Here is a 20,560-nt window from a genome sequence, read left to right on the forward strand (position 1 = left end):
TTAAGGGCGCGGCAATGTGCCGCGCCAAATCCGTTTAACGGCGTTTTTCCGGCAGCTTCTGTGCCTTCTCTGAATCAACCCACCAGGTGTCCATTCCCAGGTCATAAGCCGGGCGGACTTCCGGACGGTCAAACTTATCCCAGCTTGCAATCCGGTACTTGCTCAGGTGCCAGCCTGGGATGGTGTAAAAGTTCCACTGCAGTACCCGGTCGAGGGCGCGGCCAAGGTGCAGCAGTTTCTCCGGATTTTGCTGGTTGTCGGCGATCTGCTGGGTGAGGTAATCCACGGCCGGATCTTTTACCCCGGGGCGGTTATAGGTACTGTCGATATACTGACTGTTCCAGGTGATAAGCAGACTGCTGCTGGGGTAGCGGCCTGAACTGATCGAAGCAAACACCATATCGTAGTCGCGGTCCTGATAACGCTTGAGGTACTGGGTGGTGTCTACAGTGCGGATCTTCATTTCGATCCCCATCTGCCTGAGGTTTTTCTGTACCGGAATGGCGAAACGTTCGGTAGTCGGGCTGTAGATCAGCATTTCAAAGCTCATCGGCTCACCGGTTTTGACATTGGTCATGACCTTGTCGCGCAGCTCCCAGCCCGCTTCTTTCAGCAGTTTAAAGGCAGTACGCATCTGACCACGGATCCGGCCGGAGCCGTCGGTTTTTGGCGGATGATAAATTTCAGTAAACACCCGTGGCGCTACCTGATCTTTGATGGGTTCCAGGATCTTCAGTTCTTCTTCTGAAGGCAGTTCACGCGCCTGGTAATCTGAGTTCTGGAAGTAACTTTCGGTGCGGCTGTACTGACCATAGAAAATGTTTTTGTTCATCCACTCAAAATCCATCGCGTAAGAGAGTGCTTCACGCACTTTCGGGTCGCTGAATACCGGACGCTGAATGTTGAATACCAGCCCCACCATGGACGCAGGCTCGGAGTGAGCGATCTCCTCTTTTTTGATATAGCCTTTGTCAAAGTTGACGCCGTTGTAAGCCGTCGCCCAGAACTTGGCAACGCCCTCCTGGCGGATATCAAACTCACCGGCTTTGAAGGCTTCAAGCATCACGGTGTCGTCACGATAGTAGTCGTAGGTCACCTTATCGAAGTTATGGCGACCGATGTTGACCGGCAGATCTTTGGCCCAGTAGTTTTTTACCCGGCAGTAGGTAACGCTCTGGCCGGATTTATAGTCACAGACTTTGTATGCCCCGCTGGCCAGCGGTGGTTCACTCAGTGGTTCGGAGAAGTCTTTGTCTTTCCAGAAGTGCTCCGGCAGGACTGGCAGTCCGCGCACCAGGCTGAACAGAACTTCCCGGTCAGGCTCTTTCATTTCGATCCGCACGGTGCGCTCAGAGATGGCTTTGACCGATTTGACGTTCTTATAGTAGACGCGGAACTGGGCGACGCCCTGGGTCATAAACTTTTGAAAGGTAAATTCAAAATCAGAGGCCGTCATGGGGTGCCCGTCATGAAAGACGGCTTTTGGATTGATGTCGGCCTCCATCCAGCTGAAATCTTCCGGGTAGCGAACTTTTTCGGCGATCAGGGCATAAGAGGTGTCCACTTCATCGGTAGATGTGTAAAACAGGGGGTCATAGGTTTCATCAGTGCCGGCAGCGAAGTTTCCGCGGGAAGAGTAGCGGTTAAAGTTGTCCCAGGTGCCCATTACGCCCCAGGTCACATCGCCGCCTTTAGGGGCTTCGGGATTGACGAAATCAAAATGGGTAAACCCGGGCGGATATTGTGCTTCCCCAAATCCGCTCAGCCGGTCGGTCTCGGTTACCCCGGCTGCGATGGCACTGCCACAGGAGAGCCCCAGGGCTGCCAGCAGTATCGATCTTGTTAACATTCTTATTCCTCCCTGAACGCCGGATATCAGCATAAGTTTCGAAGTGCTTGTTTTGATTATAGGAGTTCGACCCGGGTTGAAAAGGTTTTGTTCCCGTCAGTCGCTTTTCTGTTAACAAACGGATAAATAAAGACCAGATGAATCAGATGTGCAAATAACTATTGGTCGGGATATATACAGAGTAACTGACTGGAGGCGGGCAAGGCTGGCAGCGGGACAAGTGGTTGGATTTGATGTCCACAGATTTATTGGGTATTTTAGCTTCCATTCGCATCAACAGGGACGTGGAGAGGGGTATGAGACCCCGGGACGCAGCGTACTCCGCTGCACAATCAACACAATGTTGGGCACCATAACAATGAAACCATATCAAACACATAACAAGAAACGCCGTATCCTCAAGAAACTTTACCTGGGTGAGTTTGCAGTCACTGGCTTTGAAGTCAGCTGCGACACCACTCTGGCGGATTTTGACCAGTACGAGCCGTTTGTTGATGATTTTTGCGCCTTTCTGGATCAGCAGCAGCTCTGTTTTGCCGGTGGCGGACTGGAAAGCTTTGAAGGCTTTATCTGTCCGATGGCCCGCTACGGCAAAGTAACCCCACAGCAGATCGAAGCAACAGCACAATGGTTGACCGCACGGGACGAAGTGACCCGTTGCGAAACCAGCGAACCGGTAGACGCTAACTACCTGTAACGCCAATCGTTGATCTTTCCTGGCCGGTCAAACCGGCTGGGTGATGTTGTGTACGACAAAGATAATTGGTTGACCAAAATAATCATTGGTTGATCAATGTCCCATCATTTTTGTAAAGATTGGTCGATAATCGCAATTTGAGATCTGAATCGCCTGTTATCCGGTGAGGCTTTCTATACTCATTGGATAACCTTATTTGCGCCCGGGCTGCTGCCTTTGGGTATTTTTATAGGGGGACTGTCTATGAAAGTGACTTTCAATGGACAAGACTACGTGTTTGACCAATCTGTGTCGGTACTGGAAGCGGCAAAGAAGATTGGTACAGAAATTCCAACCTTGTGCGGTGACAGCCGCCGCAAAGATAAGCAGCCATGCGATGTATGTGTGGTAGAAGTTGCCGGCAAAGGCATGGTGCGCGCCTGTGAAACTCAGATTTGCGCAGACATGCAGATCACCACCGAAAGTGAGCAGATCAGTGCTCACCGCCACAAAGCGCTGGTAAACATTCTGTCGGATCACAATGCAGACTGTGAAGCACCGTGTCAGGTTGCGTGTCCTGCCCACGTTGATGTGCAGTCCTACCTTGCGCACATTGCCAAAGACGAACACCAGAAAGCGATTGAGATCATCAAGCGAACCCTGCCGATGCCGATTTCGGTTGGCCGTGTTTGTCCGGCGTTCTGTGAGGCTGAGTGCCGTCGCTCGCTGGTGGATGAGCCGATTGCCATCCGCCACGTAAAACGTCACGCCGCTGATATCGATATTGATTCAGACCAGCCAGTCGAGCCGGAGAAACGCCCGGCCAACGGTAAGAAAGTCGCGATTGTCGGTGCGGGCCCTGGTGGCCTGGCCTGTGGTTACTACCTCAGTTATCAGGGCTTTGAAGTTACCGTCTACGAGTCGATGCCAAAAGCCGGCGGCTGGCTGCAGTACGGTATTCCGGAATACCGCCTGCCAAAAGCCATGCTGGACCGGGAAATTGAGCAGATGTGCCGTGGCGGGATGCAGATTAAGTGCAACCACAAACTCGGCCGCGAGATTGAACTGGAGCAGCTGAAGCAGGAGTTTGATGCGGTTTGTCTGGCTGTTGGTGCGTCCAAAGCTGTTGAAGCCCGCTATACCGGCAGTGACCTGGATGGTTGTTACCTGGGCGTGGATTACCTCAAAGATTATCTGACCGACCAGAACTACACCACGGGTAAAAAAGTGGCGGTGATCGGTGGCGGTAATACCGCGATCGACTGTGCCCGGACTGCGGTGCGTGATGGCGCGGAAACCACCATCGTCTACCGTCGTACCCTGGCAGAAATGCCGGCAGAAGATCATGAGATCCACGCTGCCGAAGAAGAAGGTGTGAAGTTCCTGTTCCTGACCAACCCGGTTGAGAACGTAGCTGATGAAAACGGCCGGGTACGCATGGTGCGCTGCGAGAAAATGCGTCTTGGTGAACCGGCGCGTGAAGGTGGCCGCCGCCGCCCTGAGCCGACCGGCGAAATCGTTGAGCTGGAGTTTGATACCGTGATTGGCGCCCTGTCTCAGGAGCCGGACGTGGACTTTGCCAGCGAAGATGAGTTGCCGCTTAACCGCTGGGGCACGGCTGAGGTCGATGAGACCAGCATGCACCACAAAGACAATATCTTCAGTATTGGTGATTTCCGCCGTGGTCCGGCAACCGCAATCGAAGCGATCGCCGATGCCAAAATCGCAGCAGATGCGATTGAGAAGTGGCTGGCAACCGGCGAGCTGAAAACGAACAAACCGTACCTGTTCAACAGCCATAAAGCGGCCAAGCTGAGTATGGTCGCAGCCGATGAGTATGTGAGCGAGAAAGCTCAGCGCAGGATCAAAGCGCCGTTCCTTTCCGAGCACGGCCGTGTGGCGACCTTTGAAGAAGTCGAGCAGGACTCAGATAACCAGTCGGTACTGATGGAAGCGGCCCGTTGTCTGGAGTGTGGCTGTCAGGCCAACACTGACTGTGCACTGCGTGACTATGCCAGCGATTATCAGGTGAAGAATGATGAGCTGGACAATGAAAGCAAACAACGCTTCAGCGTGGACCGCAGCAGTGAGTTTATCGTATTTGATGCCAACCGCTGTATCAGCTGTGGTGCCTGTGTCCAGGCGTGTCAGGATCAGTCCGTTCATGGCGTCCTGACCTTTAATAACGATGGCAACCGTCCGTCTTTCGCCTGCGGTGAAGCGATGGGCGACTCAGACTGTGTTCAGTGTGGTGCCTGTGTGCAGGCCTGTCCGGTTGGCGCGCTGGTGGATAAGCGTGACAAATCCCAGGGTCGCCTTGAGGTGCTTAAACCGGTGAAAACCATCTGCACCTACTGTGGTGTGGGCTGTAAGGTGGTGATGTATGTTGATGAAGCCACTAACCAGATCCGCTACGTTCAGGGTGACAGCAGCTCACCGGTGAACCAGGGCATGCTGTGTGTGAAAGGCCGATATGGCTTTGACTTTATCCAGAGTGATGAGCGCCTGTCTGTGCCGCTGATCCGCAAAGACGGCGATCTTCAGCTGGCAGGCTGGGATGAAGCCATTGCGCTGATCGCAGAGCGTTTCAGTGCAGTGAAGCAGCAATACGGCAGTAACGCACTGGCCGGATTCTCGTCAGCCAAGACCACCAACGAAGATAATTATCTGTTCCAGAAGCTTATCCGCCGTGAGTTTGGTACCAACAACGTGGACCACTGTGCCCGTCTGTGCCACGCTTCCACCGTAACCGGTCTGGAGGACTCTTTGGGCAGCGGTGCGATGACCAACGATATTCCGAGCATTGAGCATTCGGATGTGATCCTGGTGATCGGCTCTGACACCACGGCTGCCCACCCAATCATTGCATCGCACATCAAGCAGGCGATAAGGGACAAAGGTGCCCGCCTGATTGTTGCCGACCCGAAACGTATTGATATGGTACAGCACGCTGAGGTGTATGTGGCCCAGCGTCCGGGAACGGATGTGATGCTGCTGAACGGCATCATGCAGCAGATCCTGGTCAACGGCTGGCAGGATGAGGCTTACATCGCAGAGCGTACCGAAGGGTTTGATGCGATGCGTGAAGAGCTGATGTCTGAGCAGTACAGCCCGGAAAAAGTGGAACTTATTACCGGTGTGGCCGCTGATGAAGTAAAACGCATCGCAGAGATGATCGGTACTGCCAAAGTGACCGCCGTGTACTACTCTATGGGCATCACCCAGCACACCACCGGTCACGATAACGTGCGTTCGATTGCCAACCTGCAGATGTTGTGTGGCAACATCGGTATGGAGGGCGGCGGTATCAATCCGCTGCGCGGTCAGTCTAACGTACAGGGTGCCTGTGATATGGGGGCGCTGCCAACGGACTACCCGGGCTACCAGAAAGTGACTAACCCTGACAACCACGCTAAGTTTGTCAAAGCCTGGGATGCACCGCACCTGTCTGAGGAAAAAGGTCTGACCCTGACCGAGATCGTCGATGCAGCCTGCGACGGTGAAGTGAAAGGTCTGTTTGTGATGGGTGAGAACCCGGTACTGAGTGACCCGGATCAGGCTCACGTCATTGAAGGTCTGAAAGCACTCGATTTTCTCGTAGTCCAGGACATCTTCCTGACCGAGACCGCGGAGCTTGCGGATGTGGTGTTGCCTGCTTTCTCCTTTGCAGAGAAGAGCGGTCACTTCACCAATACCGAGCGCCGTGTTCAGCGTCTGAATCCGGTACTCAAAGCACCGGGCGAAGCGCGCGAAGACTGGCGTATTATCCAGGACATCGCCCAGGCGATGGGCGCAGACTGGGATTACACCTCCGTTGAGCAGATCACCGGGGAGATCAACCAGGTAACTCCTCAGTATCAGGGTATTACCTGGGAGCGTATCGGCAGTGAAGGTCTGCAGTGGCCGTGCAACGATACGGCGCCGGAAGGTACCCGCCTGATGCATAAAGGCACCTTTAAACGTGGCCTGGGTCAGTTTGAACCGGTGCCGTTCCGCTATGCCGCTGAGTTGCCGGATGAGGAGTTCCCTCTGGTACTGACCACCGGCCGCCTGCTGGAGCAGTTCCATACCGGCACTATGACCCGTAAAACCAAAGGTCTGGATAACCTGGCCGGCCCGCGGATCATGATCAGTGTGTTTGACGCAGAGCGCCTGGGCATTGGTAACGGTGAGACCATCAGTCTGCACTCACGTCGTGGCAGCATTGAGGCACCGGCGTTTGTGACCAAACGGATGCAAAAAGGCGTGGTATTTGTACCGTTCCACTTTGCGGAGTCTCCGGCCAACCGCCTGACCATCACCGCGACCGATCCGTATGCCAAAATACCTGAGTTTAAGGTAGCGGCAGTACGAATCGAAAAGTTGCCTGAATTACTGGTCTGATACAAAAAAAAAGAAGGCGCTCATCTGAGCGCCTTCGTTGTATTTTCAGAGGGCGGATTACGCCTGTGTAAGGTAGCTGGTATCCAGGCTGGTGTGCAGCTCCATGCCTTTACGTTCAATCCCGAAGTCCGCTCCCATGGAGTGGCCAAACTCTGCGATTTTCTGCTGAAGATTGGTCAGACCGGCGGGTACTGAACCCGTTTGCTGCTCATATTCGCCAGCCATTCGGCTGAGGCTGTCAGCCATAAAGTGCAGCCCGTGGTGTTTGGCCTCTTTTGTGACAACTTTACTCCAGTCATCACCTTTGTCGAAACCACGCCCAAAGCTGGTGGCCTGCGCTTCAAAATCGCTGAACAGAGCTTTGACTTCACCCTTATTCACCGCTTCCCTGTGTACACCCCATTTCTGTGGCGTGGTCGGGCGCAGTGAGTTCAGGAAGTTCATTGCATGTTTCATGCAGCGGAACGGGCTCTTGAATTTATTGATCACGGCTTCGGTGGCACCATCTGCCTTGTCGGCATGACGGGACTTACCAAAGAAGGTTGGCATACCAGAAGATTCCCACTTCAGGTAAATCTGCTGCTCGCCATCCTTTCCGTTCAGTTTGTCGAAAACCATACAGCCACCGCCGGATGGCAGGCCATTACCGTAGTCTTCGATGCCCAGTTGCGCTCCCTGGCCATTCAGGCCGGCACCGGCACCGGCCAGCCCGGTGTTGCTGAAGTTTGCTTTGCCTGATGCACCACGCTCGTTGAAGTGGGTTGATGCGCGGCCATAAGTGTTAGGGGCGCTGCCAAGGAACTTAAACAGGGTACCGGATGGATCTTTTGCGACCATACTGCCACGGTTAAGCACGACAGGATCGCGGCCTGCAGAGGCATTGTCGGCAACGCCTTTCGCCTGCATAAACCAGGATACCGCCCGGGCGCTTTGCAGATTGGGTTCTACTTTATGCGTCTGACCATCGGCACCTTTTACCTCAATCGCGCCGCCCTGATAATCGCTGCCAGCATTGTTCAGCGCGTCCATGATCCGTTCGCCCATTGCGATGTAGCTGCGCATCTGGTTTGCAGATACGCCGCTGCCAAGATCGAGACGATATTGCTCCATGACCTGACCAACGCTGACTTCACCAAAGTTTTCGGTAGGGATCTGCTGGTTGAGTACAGATTTTTCTGCAGGTTCACCCAACTGCTGCATTTGCGTTTGTGCCTGTTGACGGGCCTCTTTGAGAGCCGGGCTGAATTTGTCAGCCAGTTTTGCTGCGCCAAGGGCAAAAGGCATGGCTGCAGCACTGGCCAGTACGGCAACGCCGCCAGCAACCACACCAAGAGTTGCGGCCAGACCATTGCCGATTTTCGCCAGACGGCTCTGTCCTGCCTTTGGTGATGCCTGGGCTGCCTGCTCTTTGGACAGCGGTTTGACGGAGATTTCTGCTCCAGCCAAAGGTGTACCGCTGCGTGCGATTGTTGTTTCCTGGCCTGATGGTTGTGGTGCGATTTGAGAAGGCTCTGTCAGTGCAGATGTGCGCTGAGGAGTGATGCCACTGTTGACCTGAATTCCCATCGTAGTCTCCTTCTTTTTTTATACTTTTAACATGCCGGTCTGAATATCGGGCTGTGCAATATTCTCTCCCTGGTGCTCCAGTTCGTGTACGAAGGTGCGCCAGTCCTGAGCGATCTCCAGAAACATTGCCAGCACTTTTACCAGTCCTTCGGTGTCTTCCATCTGCTCCGGAAAACGGTAGGCAATAAATGCCTCTTTGGTGGCAGAGTTCACGCCCAGGGTGGCGTCACCGGTCGCAGACCAGAACAGGTTGGCTTCCAGAAATGCCCGGTAAGCGGTCATTTCATGTTGTGACGGCACGTAACCCAATGACGTGTAGATCATCAGCTCTTCCTCGCCGCTTCGGTTGTCCGCAGTAAGGGTTAATGCCGCGCCATCCACGGTCAGTTCGATGGCGGTTTGACCGGCTTCGGGAGCATCAGCGCCCAGGTACTTACATAGATCGTTCAGCATTGCGTCGAATCGGCTCATTACATTTTCCTTGCTCGGGGATTATTGCTTTCTGTTGCTGATAGTAGCCCTGAGGAGAAAAAGACTCTGTTAAATACCGGGGAGAAGTTTTAGGTTTTGGTCGTATCCGCAACAGATGCCCTCAATGGTGCCATTCAGTGGTGTTTGATTAATGGCTGACCGGCCCGGAAAGCGGCCTGATATGATGACGGTATCAAACTAAAAAGCCCCGGCTGACATGCCAGGGCTCTGTTTATCCTTTGAAGCTGATACCGAGGTAGAACTCCAGCTTACGAAGTTTGATGTCACTGACAGAAGACAGTGATGGTGCCCCCCCCAGTTCACCCGCCAGGCCGGTGAGTTCTTTGGTCATCATCTCTTTCGCTTTTTCCCGGTTAGGTTGTCCGCCTTTCATCGGTACCTTGTAGACGGCTTTGCCGATCTCTCCGTTCTGGCTGCGGCTGACCCAGCGGTCAACCATAGGCTCAACCAGTGCCTCTGTCCCCTGGTTTTTAACATAGGCATTGAGTACGCCGCCTTTAATGCTGTCGTGGCTGTCGGTGAGTTTGGTCATAAACTCAGCAAGGCCGGGGTAGGCACGTGTGTAAGCGCCCGAGGTATCTTTCAGTCCCAGTTCCTGCTCAACCATCCGGGTTACGGTTTCGGTCAGGGACTCGTTCAGGTTTCCATTATGGTGATGGACATGGGTAAGTCCGCCTTCAGCAGAAAGCAAATGCATAGCTTCATGGCGGGCGAAGTGATCACCACCGCTGACCGAGGCCGCAAAGATAGGTCTGCCATCAAGGTTTGCAGAAGTGAATCCCAGTGACTGAGTGTTTTTAATATAGGTGTCTGCGGCGCTGCGCTCAGCTTCCAGGCTTTTTCCGGAACCGCCAGCGACCATATCCTGTGCGAATTTATCAACCAGGGTGTCGACATCGACCATTTGCAGCGTGCCCTTTTCCTGCAGGAACTTGCAGAAGTCCGTGAATATCTCACCAAAGCGGGCCATATCGCCTGCCACATCTGATTTGAATTCCAGCTGAGCTGCCAGTGAGCGGTATCCTTCAACAGAAGAGGCCAAATGAGGAGAACCAGTACCCTGGGCAGGGCTCAGGCTGAGTGTCCGGTCTGCCGGTCTGTTGGCCAGATCCTGACTTACGGCGTTATCTGCGCTGCCGGTTGCGTTGCCCGGTGTTACGGCTGCAGCCGTTGCTTCGTGCGCGCCATGAGTCTGGCTCACCTGGCTGGTTACAGCATAGTTTGAAGTTACCTGGGTCATACCATAATTCCTTGTGTTGGCACTGAAACCGGAGCGCCGGCATTCTGGCTGATCTCTGTCAGTGTCTGGGTCAGCGTGTGGCTTTTATCGATGAAGTGAGTCAGAAGGTTGATGAAGGCGCTTTGCTCCAGGCTGTCAGGATTTCTGGTCAGGCAAAGCACCAGTTCATTGTCAATCATAGCCGTCCAGCAACCTTCCATTACATCCCCTTTAGCATTTAGCTCAAGAGCGGCCTGCATAACAGCCAGCGGGTTTGCTTTGTTTACCCGGATTACCGGGCTGTACAGAGAGAGCATTGAGCCTTTGATATACAGGCTGACCCGGGTTTCAGACTGGTTATCTTCGAAGTGGCATTCTCCCGACTTTATTTCCAGCTGAGGGTCGACAGACCACAACCAGTTTTGAATCTGAAGCTCAATATCCGACATTTTCTGCTTTCCTTATGATCCGCACATCAGTTTGACTGTCAGTTTATTCAGGGGATTGAGCGGTGAATATCAGAAAAGGTCTTTATTTTTTAGCCCGACTGTCGTTGCTATCTCTTTTCTGGCGGAAGCGTTGTATAAGGCGAAGGTTAACAGAGATGGAATGAAAATCCCGTTTGAGCGAAGTTTATCCGAAATAAATTCAATTGTTCACTCCGGTACATTTTCCACTGAACCGGATTAATTTTCAGTTTGGAAAATGAAGCAATGTAACTGATCGATTACTTTACGGCTGTGCAATATAATTTGAGTAATTGCACTAAATTAATTTGTATTTAAGATGAATACAAAGTTCAGACAATGTTTGTCTGTTATTTAATAAGGGAGTATGAAAGGGAATTTTGGCCGGGAGGAGTAAACAGGTTTAGGTCAGGATGAAAAAGCAGGTACATTTTGTGATAAAAATTAACCTGCCTTTACCGGATTAGTTCAAAATAAACCATGAAGAAAACACTTCCCTATTTTGCATGGATTAGGCGTACCTGTTTTTCATACAATTTCCGTACGCTGTGCGAACCCTCTTCTGGCTCCAGGATTTTCTGATACTGCTCCAGCTTACCCAGTTGATTGAGCATTTCACTAAGTACCAGTTTTGAAAGATTTTTATTAAGATTACGCTCGCTGTTTGCGACAACGGAAACCGTCCGCCCCATAAATTTTGCCTCACCGGATTGAGAGACAGCTTCCTGAGCGTTGAGTTCACGGATGCCTGCAGTGCTGCGCGCAGATTGAATATCGTTAGACATATTGTACTTATACCCGCAAGTCAGAAGTGCCTGGCATAGTGAAGGTCTCTTCACTCTGATGGTGGGCAGAAAGCAGTGATTCCCATGATTCGCTCTGGCTCACCAGTTCTGCCAGTGCATGTTCAAACTGCTCGTAGTCCAGTGCTTCAGCAGGAACGAGCTTGTAGAGGCACAGGATATGACGGTGACTGTCCAGACCGAAGAACAGCTGATACTCGGGCCAGTGATGGTTAAATGCCAGCAGAGAGCGATACAGGTCGCCGTTTAGCTGCTGCAGGTCGACAACTTCGGCCTCCAGTATCAGGGTATGCAGTTCCGGGTGATAGATGAAATGCACCTTTAAGCTGTCATCAAAGGCCAGGCTTAGCTCGTTATCGTTAAGACGTAATTCAGGCAGGCCGGTTTGATGGGCGAACTGCATTAACACGTCATCGATGTTCTGGCGTGCTGACATAGAGAGAATCCTTGTTTTTCAGGTGTTTTCTTATGCATCGTAGCAATTTTAGCCAGTGCGGTTTATCAATAAACGATGTGTTTTTTTATAAATCAGACATAGTTTTTACAGAGTTGATTTTCAGTTTTTTGCTGGTTAAATTCAAAACAGAACATAATGCAATGATATGAGTATTACTACCTGAAGAGCGGAGTAAACATGATGGTCCCATCCTGGAAAACTATAGCGTGCTGTTGCCTGTTGACAGGGTGCAGTCAGGCAATTCCGACTCAGGCTGAGTTTGCCAGCGGGAGTCAGGCGAAGCTTTATGGCTGGGTTGCAGGCCAGGAGTATTATTCGCCGGTACAGACAAAGCTTGAAGTCTCAGTGTGTAAGATGCAGGACAGTGTTTGCCTGACCTCAGCAAGGCAGGAATACAAAGGCGTGCAGTTGCCGGTTCAGTACTCCTTTTTGCTTGCGCCCCTTCAGGCAGGTGAAGGGGATATGCAGATAGAGGCCACGTTGTATATTTCTGGTAAACCAGTAGCGCAACAGACTAAGAAATATCGTTTCACAAATGAGACAAGGCGTATTGACCTTGAATTAATACCTTTATCACGGGATGAGTAAAAGGTAAGTTATGCCCGCTTTAATAAGGCTGGAAATTAGTTTTATCTAATTTACTTGCACAATATAAATACAGGTTTCATTTTCTGTAAGAGAAAATCTGAAGCGTACAATATAACATTACATCTATTTAATATGCATCATGACTAACTACTCTGATCAGTCCTGTTTGCAATAATATTGGTTGATTTTACCGGGGAGGATCTGGTTATAATATCGCCCCTTGCCCTGAATGCCAGATAAATGCCCATTAGAGGTATTGAATCCTGACGTCTGTCAGCATTAGGGTTCGCTAACTTAAAAACAAATTATAAACAGTAAATTCACTTATTCTAAATAAGTAAAATTAAAATAAACACTAAATAACTAATATTACTGACAATCACTTGTTATTGGCTGCACTTTTGCCTTTGCTGACGTCCTTAATACGTTATGCAATCAGGCTTTTTATCTCGGGGGGTATAGTAAGGTTTTATGACTTTCTGTGCTCTGTTTTTACTTCTTTAATAAGATACAGCGGTACTTACTGTCAATTGGTTTGACTTTAAAGTGCTGCCCACTGTTTCTCTCTGTTTTGTTAAGCGGGAGAAATACAATAATTAAGGGTAGAAAATGGACGTGTCAGGCCATCTCTCAACAGGGTTCAGCTCTCGTTTTGGAGACATACATACATTTTCAGTTTGTGAGTATTGCGACGAAGTGTTGCATATCGAACGCTCTCAAATTGTCGTGGTAAAAAGCGGTCAGTTGAGAATACAGACCGGTGACTTTACCGTTGACGTTATTGAAGGACAGGGTGTCTTTTTAGCCCGTGGTGATTATCTGTTTGAGTATTCACCACATCAGGGAAAGTTTCAGTCTCAGGTTATCGAATTTGATAATGAACTGGTTGGTCAGCTGATGCAAAAGCACAGCGATCTTCTGATGACGTTGCCAAAGCCGGATAAAGTCAGCCACGGACTGTTTTTATTTGGATTGAACTTATTGCTGGAACAGACTCTGGCTGGTATGCAGGTGCTGCAGGAGCAGGGTTACCCGGATGCCATCATGCAGCTCAAATATGAAGAGATGCTGATCCTGTTACTGCACGCGAAGGATGGGGGGGAGTTATATGCCCTGTTGTCTCAGCAAACCAACCGTACTTCCGATCGCCTGCGCCGCTTTATGGAGGAGCACTACCTCAAAGAGTGGAAGCTGACCGATTATGCCCAGGAGTTTGGTGCCAGCCTCACCACGTTTAAAGAACTTTTTAATGAGCATTATGGCATGTCTCCCCGCGCCTGGATCAGCGAGCGTCGTTTGATGTATGCACACAAGCTGTTGCTGACCAGCAAAATGAGCATAGTGGATATCGCGATGGAAGCGGGCTTTTCAAGCCAGTCCTACTTTACTCAAAGTTACCGCCGCCGCTTTGGAACCACGCCGAGCAAAGTGCGTTCAGGTGGGGAAATGGTCGCTTTGGCACAATGAAATGACTTGTGACTAAAATTTTCTGTCTTTTTTTGCAAGTGAAGCCAACGCTGAATCATTACCATATCCAGAGTAGAAAACTCATTTCAGATTTTGTCCTTACTGCCCATGCTGTGTGGAAACGCTGCCTGGCATTGGCATAAGGGTGCGGAGATAAACACGAATGAAAAAGCAACATTGGCGACGCCGTTCGCTTTTTCCTGACAGCAGCGCAGTAACTCAAAGGAAAGTCACAGTTCTGCAACCAGGTGCCAGATACAGGAATGATGCGCGTATCGCGCATGGCCACAATGTTGTGAATGTCAGCCATCGTCAGTTGCTGAGTGATGGTGTATTGACTCAGGATCAGTTGTCTCTGCTTCAGCGTCTGCTTGACCGTAGTGTGATTGACGCGCTTTGTGCCAGTCACCTGGTTAAAACTTATCAAAAGCTGGGGCTTTGCCTGGATCGCTATGCGATGCACCTGTTTCTTGAACTGGGCTCAAGGCTCAGCGATGACCGCGATCTGGTCAGTACAGGGCAACGCCTCACTTATATCAATCGCCGGGTTGGTTTTTGCTACAACCTGGCTCACCCAAGAACCCTTTCTTTGTGTGTTTACTCTGCTCTCAGCCAGTGGATCAGCGATCAGACCGATCAGAGTGTACTGACTGATCTGCTTGAAATGGAGCAGCTTTCCGGTCAGCTCAAAGTACAGAAAGAGTACTGGAGCAAGCTGGCTCACCAGAGCGTCAGTGCTGTATTTGTTGAGCAGCAGCTTGAGCTGATCGAAAGCCAACAGAGTGAGCTGGCTGTGCGGCTGCAATCGCTTGGTGAGCAGACCCTGAAAGTCTCCGAAGAACATCAGAAGCTGATGCAGGCGTGGGATCCAAGCCTGGATCTGCTGGCTGAGCTGGCACAGTACCCGCCAGGCAGTGCTGAGTTTGCATCGCGCTGGAAGAGCTGGTGTAAGAACGCTTCAGAACTGGCGCCTGAACTGGCCCCGCTGTGCAGCAATCTTACGACTCTTTATACCGATGGTGAAAGTCCGGCCCGTGCCTGGCAGTGGCTGAAAGAGTTGAAAGCGGTCAATGGCACTGATCAGTACCACTTTGAGCCGCACCTCGATGAGTGTGGCCACGCCGGTCAGTATCTGAACCAGATTTAAGGAAACACCCATGTTAAATCAGGTGATGAGTTCCCTGGCTGAAACGCTCGGAGTTTCAGCGTTCTCTGCCGATGAAAACGGTTTTTATCAGGTAGAGATCGACCAGCAGAACGTGCAGATCAAGTACCGAGCTCCGTGGATCCTTCTGGAGTGCGAGCTGCCACTCAGCTTTGAGCAGACGCTCAGTTATCAGCAGGAGCAGGCACTGAAACGTTGCATGCAGCTGGCGCTGAAAACAGTGCGCGACAGCCGCGATACCCTGACCGTGGATGAGCAGCAGAGGCTTGTATTGCAAAGCAAAATTGCCGCTGCGCAGTGTGACAGCGGGATATTTCAGAGCAGGTTGTCTCAGCATGTCAGTCTTTGCGAGCGCTACAGTGAACTGCTTGAGCATGAGCGGGTGAATCACGCAGTGAACCATACGGTCTGGCTGCCATGAAGTTGAGTTGTATTATGAGTATGTCACGTCGAATTTTAACGCTCAGCCTGGCGGCTTTTCTGAGCCTGGGCTCTCCGGCGCCGGCTGATGCCGCCCCGCTGAAATGGCCTGAGCGCCCGTTCCGTTACTACGCGGACAATGACTCGCTGCGTGAGCTGCTGAATAACTTTGGCGCCAACTACGGCGTATCTGTTGCGGTCAGTGACAAAGTGGCCGACAAAATAAGCGGTCGCTTTACTCCTGAAAAACCGGCGGAATTTCTCGATTACCTGGCACAGGTTTATAACCTGATGTGGTACTTCGACGGCGCGGTACTGCACGTTTATAAAGCCAGCGAAACCCGCTCGCGTCTGCTGCAGCTTGATCAGCTGTCGACCCGCGAACTTCGCAGTACTCTGATTGCGACCGGAGTATGGGACAAGCGATATGGCTGGCGCGCAGTGGCGGGCAAGGGCCTGGTCTATCTGGCGGGGCCGCCGCGTTATGTTGATCTGGTAATGCAGACCGCAGAAGCGCTGGAGAAACGCCTGGCACAGACCGCGAACTCCAGTGATGAACTTTATATTGAGCTGATCCCGCTTAAATATGCTTCTGCGACAGACAGACAGGTTTCATACCGTGACCAGAAGGTCACAGTGCCAGGTGTTGCCTCGGTTCTTAGCCGTCTGGTTTCCGGTGTTAAGACCCGGATTGCGCAGCCTGCGTCTGCTGGCGACGAGACGAACGGTAAAGCGCCTGAGCAGAGTAAAGAACCGGCTGCCGCTCACAGCGCGGCTATGGTGGAAGCAGAACCTGGCCTGAACGCCATTATTGTGCGCGACACCCGCGCCAGACTGCCGCTGTACCGCAAGCTGGTTGCTCAGCTTGACCAGCCGCAGGCGCGCATCGAAGTGGCGCTTTCTATTATCGATATCAGTGTGAATGACCTGAGCCAGCTGGGTGTGGACTGGCGGGCCGGCGTTGAGCTGGGTGGCAACAGCATTCTCGATTTTAAAACCACCGGCGATCTCAGCAGTCAGGATGTGACCCTGGGCAACGGTAAGAAGTTTTCGGCGCTGCTGGATGCGGGCAACCTGAACTATCTGCTGGCGCAGGTGAAGCTGCTGGAGTCCAAAGGCAGCGCACAGGTGGTATCCCGTCCGACCCTGCTGACTCAGGAAAACGTTGAAGCGGTGCTGAATAACAGCAGTACTTTTTACGTCAAGCTGATCGGTAAGGAGAGTGTCGACCTGCAGGAAGTCACCTACGGAACCCTGCTGCGTATCGTGCCGCGCATCGTTGGCGACCGTCTTGCAGAGCGTCCGGAAATCGGCCTCAGCCTTCACCTTGAAGATGGCAGTACCATTCCGGATGGCGATGTTGAAGGTGTCCCTTCGGTACGTAAGACAGAGATCAGCACCCTTGCAACAGTAAGGCAGGGGCAGAGTCTTCTGATCGGTGGTGTTTACCGTGATGAGATGATCAATCAGCTGCGTAAAGTGCCGCTTCTGGGTGACATCCCATATCTTGGCGCACTGTTTCGCAGCAGCTCGAATACGGTTCGCCGCACCGTCCGGATGTTTATCCTGGAGCCGCGTATTGTCGTTGATGGCATTGGTGACAGTGTGCTGGTCGGGAACGAGTATGACTTAAGACCCCGTATCGCTGAACTCAACAATATTTCAAACAACAGCGAGGAATTTAAGTCCATCGCAGGTCTATACAGCTGTCTCTCACAGGAGCAGGCCGAACGCCACCAGCAGTACCTGCTGGAAAGTGGTCAGTCATCTCTGCTTAATGCCTGTTCGCTGCCGACCGGTCAGCCGGGCTGGCGGGTACAGATAACTGAATGCAGCGCGGATCAGCCGTACTGTGTACGCCCGCAGGAGGAGCAGTAATCCTTATGCAGCAATGGAAAATCCGAATTCTGTCTGGTGTGCATCACGGTGTGGAAGTGCCGCTGTCGCCGGGAGTGCTGGTGCTGGGCAGTGATGATTTCAGCGCAGACCTGGTGCTGTCAGACGCGGGCGTGGAAGCCCAGCACCTGACTCTGGATTGCGGTGAAGAGAGCGTTGTACTGCGCGGCTGCGGTGAAGCTGTGATTAACGGTGAAACCCTTGAGCTGCCGGAGCAGGGCACAGAGCTCAGCCGTGGCGCTCAGGTGGCCGTCGGTGTGGTGCGGTTTGCACTTGGCTTCGCTGAAGATGAGCTGGCTGCATCGGCCGGGCAGAGCGCGGTGACAGAGCAGGCTGGTCCGGTCAGCACTCAGGTTCCGTCTGCGTGGCGGAATATGCTGCTGGTTGGCCTGCTTTGCAGCGCTGTCCCAAGCGCGCTGTTTGCCGGAGTGTGGTACAGCGGGTTAAAAGGCAGTGATAACCAGGCCGTCAGCGCCGCAGAGCCAATAGTGCTGGTCCGTAACATTCTTCAGGAGCTCGGGCTCAAGGATGTCCGGGTTGAGTGGAACGCCACGGAGCAGCAGGCTGTGCTGGAGGGTTATGTCGACAGCAGAGCGCAGAAACAGCAACTGCTCGGACGTATCGATGCCCTTGGCATCAACTATAAAAGCGACCTGCGCACCATGGCGGAGATCCGCCGCGGGGTGCAGTTTATCCTGCGCAACCTTGGCTATCACCAGATCAAGGTGCAAAACGGCGAGGAAGCCGGAACTGTACTGCTGACCGGATATATCGATGATTCCAGCCGCTGGAGTCAGGTAGAGCAGATTCTGGAGCGTGATGTTCCCGGTCTGGTGGCGTGGAAAGTTGAACTGCAACGCGCCGGTGCTTACATGGATACCCTGAAACAACTGCTTGATGACGAGGGCATTTTGAAAAAAGTGCAACTGGTAACCAGTGGTGACCGGATTGAAGTCCGCGGAGAGCTCAGCGATGTGGAAACGACCAGTTTTTACAGTGTTACCCGCGCATTCCGGGAGCAGTATGGCGAGAAGCCGTACCTGGTGCTTAAGTCGATTCCCCGGGTAAGTAATGGCAGCAACATTAACTTCCCGCTTCGCAGCGTGAATTTTGGTCAGGTGCCCTATGTGATCCTGACTGACAACGTCCGTTACATGGTCGGCTCCCGTACGCCAGGAGGATACCGGATTTCCTCCGTTACTCCCAAAGGGATTGAGCTGGTTAAAGGTGGACGGGTGATCACCATTGAGCTCGGACAAACACAGGAGGCAGAACATGACAAATCTTGAACAGCTTCTGACCGGCGACAGCGCGGTTCAGGAAGCCAGAAATATCAAAGAGCGTCTTGAACAGGCGCAGTTTGCAATAAAACGTCAGCTGGACCGGGGGTGTGCGCCTGCACAGTTCCAGTCCCTGGAAAAACAACAGAAAGCTTACGAAGCGGCACTTGTCGTGGTTGAGAAGTGCCAGTCCGTACAATAACTAAGGAGCCCTATCATGGCAGACGAAATTACTAAATTTGCTAACACAGCAGTGAACCTGGATGACGTAAAAGCGAAACTGGTGGGCCAGGCAGCAACTGCAAACACCAAGGTTCAGGAAGCGATCACTGCTCTGAACACCAATGCTGACGATCCGTCAAAGCTTGCTGACCTTCAGCACGCGATCAACAAGTGGTCGGTTATCTACAACATCAACGCGACGACTACCCGCGCGATCAAAGATGTGATGCAGTCCATTCTGCAGAAGGTGTAAGCCATGGAAAGAGAGATGCGCCAGCTGTTGGCTGAAATCGCTCTGACCGCGACTGGTCATCATCTTCATGACGAGGCACTGGCCATCGCTGACGCGCTGGCCGGGCAGGAAAGTTGTGAGGAAGTGGTCGCTACCATTCGCGCCATGAGCCTGATGAACCGTGGTAAGTATGAAGACGCTCATACGCTGCTTGAGCCACTTTGCGAAAGCTACCCGGACCTTATCTGCCTGGCGGCGTTGTCAGCGGGCAAAGCCGGACTTGGCAGCAAAGCGGAAAGCTGGCTGACACTGGCGGATAAAGGCAGTGAGTCGCTTCAGGCATTCTCGGACGGTTTCAGACAAGACCTCAGGGCACTCTGATGAGCATTGATGCGACCGGTTACCGGGCTTCTGGTGCTGCTGAGCCTGTTTCTCAGGCCGTGCCCCGGCCGGCAGATCCCCGCGACATTCAGAGAATGAATGAGGCGGAGACCAGACCGGCTGCCAGTGCGAAAAAAAGCAGCGCAGAGCCGGGTGAAGTCGCCCGGCAGGCTGAAAAGAAAATCTCGGCGGTGAAGTCGCTCTATGAAACGCTGAAAACACTGACGCCACCAAATGCAGAGAGTATCCGGGCCAAAGCCGGAGAGGCTTTTTCTGACCCGGCTGAGCGCCAGCAGGCGCTGTGGTACGCGCTGAATCAGGAGAAAGCCCTTAAAGGCACCTCTGAGGCGAATTCCGGGCTGTTTGCTGCGCTGAAGTCAGAGTTGGTCGGGACCTTTACTGAGCAGCTTAAAGCTGAACCTCCTGTCAGCCAGGCCGGTCTGAGAGAGCGCCTTTCGGAGCAATTTCGCCTTGGTGCGCATAAAGAGCAGGCGCTCTTCCATACCTGGGATGAGCTGAAAGGAAACTCCGATTTCAGTGAGCTGCTTGATATCGTCCGGGCTGAACTGGGCCTGGTTATCCAGAAGAACGCCATGGTGAGAAACCTGATGCAGTTCAGTCATAAACTCGATTTGTCTTAGGAGTCCGTATGATCAATACCCAGTACAGCGAAGTGATGCACACCACGCTGGACCAGATAAAAGATGCTCAGGCAGAAGACGGGCTGAGCGAGCGTTTTGAGCAGGCTATGAATAACACGGATGTAAGCCAGGGCCTGGAAAAAGGTGTTCTGGAGAACATCAGTGAGATCAAATCCTCAATCGATGATGCCAAGACCTCACTGCAAAACAACATGCAGGCGGTGGGTGATAACCCGGCAGAGCTGCTCAAAATGCAGTGGGCGCTGACCCGTATCACCTTCCAGGAAGAGTTGATCGCTAAAACGGTGGGTAAAACCACCCAGAACGTAGAAACCCTGTTAAAGGCACAGTAATTA

The 20,560-nt window shown here is 52.3% G+C and carries 20 protein-coding genes; 13 read left to right on the forward strand and 7 right to left on the reverse strand.

The window, feature by feature from the left end; genetic code table 11:
* Positions 1 to 34: 34 nt before the first annotated feature.
* Entirely contained in the window at positions 35 to 1,849 is a 1,815-nt protein-coding gene (locus ACVB80_RS06145; protein ID WP_481080397.1) for an extracellular solute-binding protein, read from the reverse strand.
* 358 nt (positions 1,850 to 2,207) lie between these two features.
* Between ACVB80_RS06145 and ACVB80_RS06150 the strand changes: the two genes are divergently transcribed.
* Positions 2,208 to 2,546: a YggL 50S ribosome-binding family protein gene (locus tag ACVB80_RS06150; RefSeq protein WP_481080398.1), complete on the forward strand. Its 339-nt coding sequence runs from the start codon at positions 2,208 to 2,210 to the stop codon at positions 2,544 to 2,546.
* A 243-nt stretch (positions 2,547 to 2,789) separates the two neighbouring features.
* On the forward strand, positions 2,790 to 6,908 hold the full coding sequence (gene fdhF, locus ACVB80_RS06155; protein ID WP_481080399.1) for a formate dehydrogenase subunit alpha: 4,119 nt from the start codon (positions 2,790 to 2,792) through the stop codon (positions 6,906 to 6,908).
* A gap of 57 nt (positions 6,909 to 6,965) precedes the next feature.
* Here fdhF and ACVB80_RS06160 read toward each other — a convergent pair whose 3' ends face one another.
* From ACVB80_RS06160 to ACVB80_RS06185, 6 genes are all read right to left on the reverse strand, one after another.
* The gene (locus ACVB80_RS06160) at positions 6,966 to 8,474 is read right to left on the reverse strand and encodes a hypothetical protein (protein ID WP_481080400.1); all 1,509 of its coding nucleotides are present in this window, start codon (positions 8,472 to 8,474) and stop codon (positions 6,966 to 6,968) included.
* An 18-nt stretch (positions 8,475 to 8,492) separates the two neighbouring features.
* Positions 8,493 to 8,945, reverse strand: coding sequence for a CesT family type III secretion system chaperone (locus tag ACVB80_RS06165; RefSeq protein ID WP_481080401.1), 453 nt, complete (start codon positions 8,943 to 8,945; stop codon positions 8,493 to 8,495).
* Positions 8,946 to 9,177: 232 nt separating this feature from the next.
* Complete coding sequence (locus ACVB80_RS06170; RefSeq protein ID WP_481080402.1) at positions 9,178 to 10,206, reverse strand: hypothetical protein; 1,029 nt, start codon at positions 10,204 to 10,206, stop codon at positions 9,178 to 9,180.
* The gene (locus tag ACVB80_RS06175; RefSeq protein ID WP_481080403.1) at positions 10,203 to 10,634 is read right to left on the reverse strand and encodes a CesT family type III secretion system chaperone; all 432 of its coding nucleotides are present in this window, start codon (positions 10,632 to 10,634) and stop codon (positions 10,203 to 10,205) included. The genes ACVB80_RS06170 and ACVB80_RS06175 overlap by 4 nt, the downstream gene beginning before the upstream one ends.
* A 515-nt stretch (positions 10,635 to 11,149) precedes the next feature.
* Positions 11,150 to 11,437 carry a T3SS regulon translocated regulator ExsE2 gene (gene exsE2, locus ACVB80_RS06180; RefSeq protein WP_481080404.1) on the reverse strand — a complete coding sequence of 96 codons (288 nt, stop codon included), beginning with the start codon at positions 11,435 to 11,437 and terminating at the stop codon, positions 11,150 to 11,152.
* Between the two features lie 7 nt (positions 11,438 to 11,444).
* Positions 11,445 to 11,891 carry a type III secretion system chaperone gene (locus tag ACVB80_RS06185; protein WP_481080405.1) on the reverse strand — a complete coding sequence of 149 codons (447 nt, stop codon included), beginning with the start codon at positions 11,889 to 11,891 and terminating at the stop codon, positions 11,445 to 11,447.
* A gap of 198 nt (positions 11,892 to 12,089) precedes the next feature.
* Here ACVB80_RS06185 and ACVB80_RS06190 point away from each other — a divergent pair, with 198 nt between their 5' ends.
* The 11 genes from ACVB80_RS06190 (at position 12,090) to sctI (ending at position 20,557) form a co-directional block, all read left to right on the forward strand.
* The gene (locus tag ACVB80_RS06190) at positions 12,090 to 12,500 is read left to right on the forward strand and encodes a YscW family type III secretion system pilotin (RefSeq protein ID WP_481080406.1); all 411 of its coding nucleotides are present in this window, start codon (positions 12,090 to 12,092) and stop codon (positions 12,498 to 12,500) included.
* A gap of 609 nt (positions 12,501 to 13,109) precedes the next feature.
* On the forward strand, positions 13,110 to 13,967 hold the full coding sequence (locus ACVB80_RS06195; RefSeq protein ID WP_481080407.1) for a helix-turn-helix transcriptional regulator: 858 nt from the start codon (positions 13,110 to 13,112) through the stop codon (positions 13,965 to 13,967).
* 163 nt (positions 13,968 to 14,130) lie between these two features.
* Positions 14,131 to 15,114: a T3SS regulon anti-activator ExsD domain-containing protein gene (locus tag ACVB80_RS06200; RefSeq protein ID WP_481080408.1), complete on the forward strand. Its 984-nt coding sequence runs from the start codon at positions 14,131 to 14,133 to the stop codon at positions 15,112 to 15,114.
* Between the two features lie 10 nt (positions 15,115 to 15,124).
* Complete coding sequence (locus tag ACVB80_RS06205) at positions 15,125 to 15,553, forward strand: YscB family type III secretion system chaperone (protein WP_481080409.1); 429 nt, start codon at positions 15,125 to 15,127, stop codon at positions 15,551 to 15,553.
* Positions 15,554 to 15,567: 14 nt separating this feature from the next.
* Positions 15,568 to 17,430 (forward strand): type III secretion system outer membrane ring subunit SctC, encoded by a 1,863-nt coding sequence (gene sctC / locus ACVB80_RS06210; protein WP_481080410.1) that lies wholly within the window; start codon positions 15,568 to 15,570, stop codon positions 17,428 to 17,430.
* A gap of 5 nt (positions 17,431 to 17,435) precedes the next feature.
* Positions 17,436 to 18,737, forward strand: coding sequence for a type III secretion system inner membrane ring subunit SctD (gene sctD, locus ACVB80_RS06215; RefSeq protein ID WP_481080411.1), 1,302 nt, complete (start codon positions 17,436 to 17,438; stop codon positions 18,735 to 18,737).
* Positions 18,724 to 18,930 (forward strand): EscE/YscE/SsaE family type III secretion system needle protein co-chaperone, encoded by a 207-nt coding sequence (locus tag ACVB80_RS06220; RefSeq protein WP_481080412.1) that lies wholly within the window; start codon positions 18,724 to 18,726, stop codon positions 18,928 to 18,930. Before sctD ends, ACVB80_RS06220 begins: the two co-directional genes overlap by 14 nt.
* Before the next feature lie 15 nt (positions 18,931 to 18,945).
* On the forward strand, positions 18,946 to 19,203 hold the full coding sequence (gene sctF / locus ACVB80_RS06225) for a type III secretion system needle filament subunit SctF (protein WP_481080413.1): 258 nt from the start codon (positions 18,946 to 18,948) through the stop codon (positions 19,201 to 19,203).
* Between the two features lie 3 nt (positions 19,204 to 19,206).
* Complete coding sequence (locus ACVB80_RS06230; protein ID WP_481080414.1) at positions 19,207 to 19,563, forward strand: YscG family type III secretion system chaperone; 357 nt, start codon at positions 19,207 to 19,209, stop codon at positions 19,561 to 19,563.
* Entirely contained in the window at positions 19,563 to 20,204 is a 642-nt protein-coding gene (locus ACVB80_RS06235) for a YopR/YscH family type III secretion effector (protein WP_481080415.1), read from the forward strand. The genes ACVB80_RS06230 and ACVB80_RS06235 overlap by 1 nt, the downstream gene beginning before the upstream one ends.
* An 8-nt stretch (positions 20,205 to 20,212) precedes the next feature.
* Positions 20,213 to 20,557, forward strand: coding sequence for a type III secretion system inner rod subunit SctI (gene sctI, locus ACVB80_RS06240; RefSeq protein WP_481080416.1), 345 nt, complete (start codon positions 20,213 to 20,215; stop codon positions 20,555 to 20,557).
* The last annotated feature ends 3 nt before the right edge of the window (positions 20,558 to 20,560 follow it).

The sequence above is a fragment of the Vibrio sp. 9-16B-A1 genome, assembly GCF_056726165.1.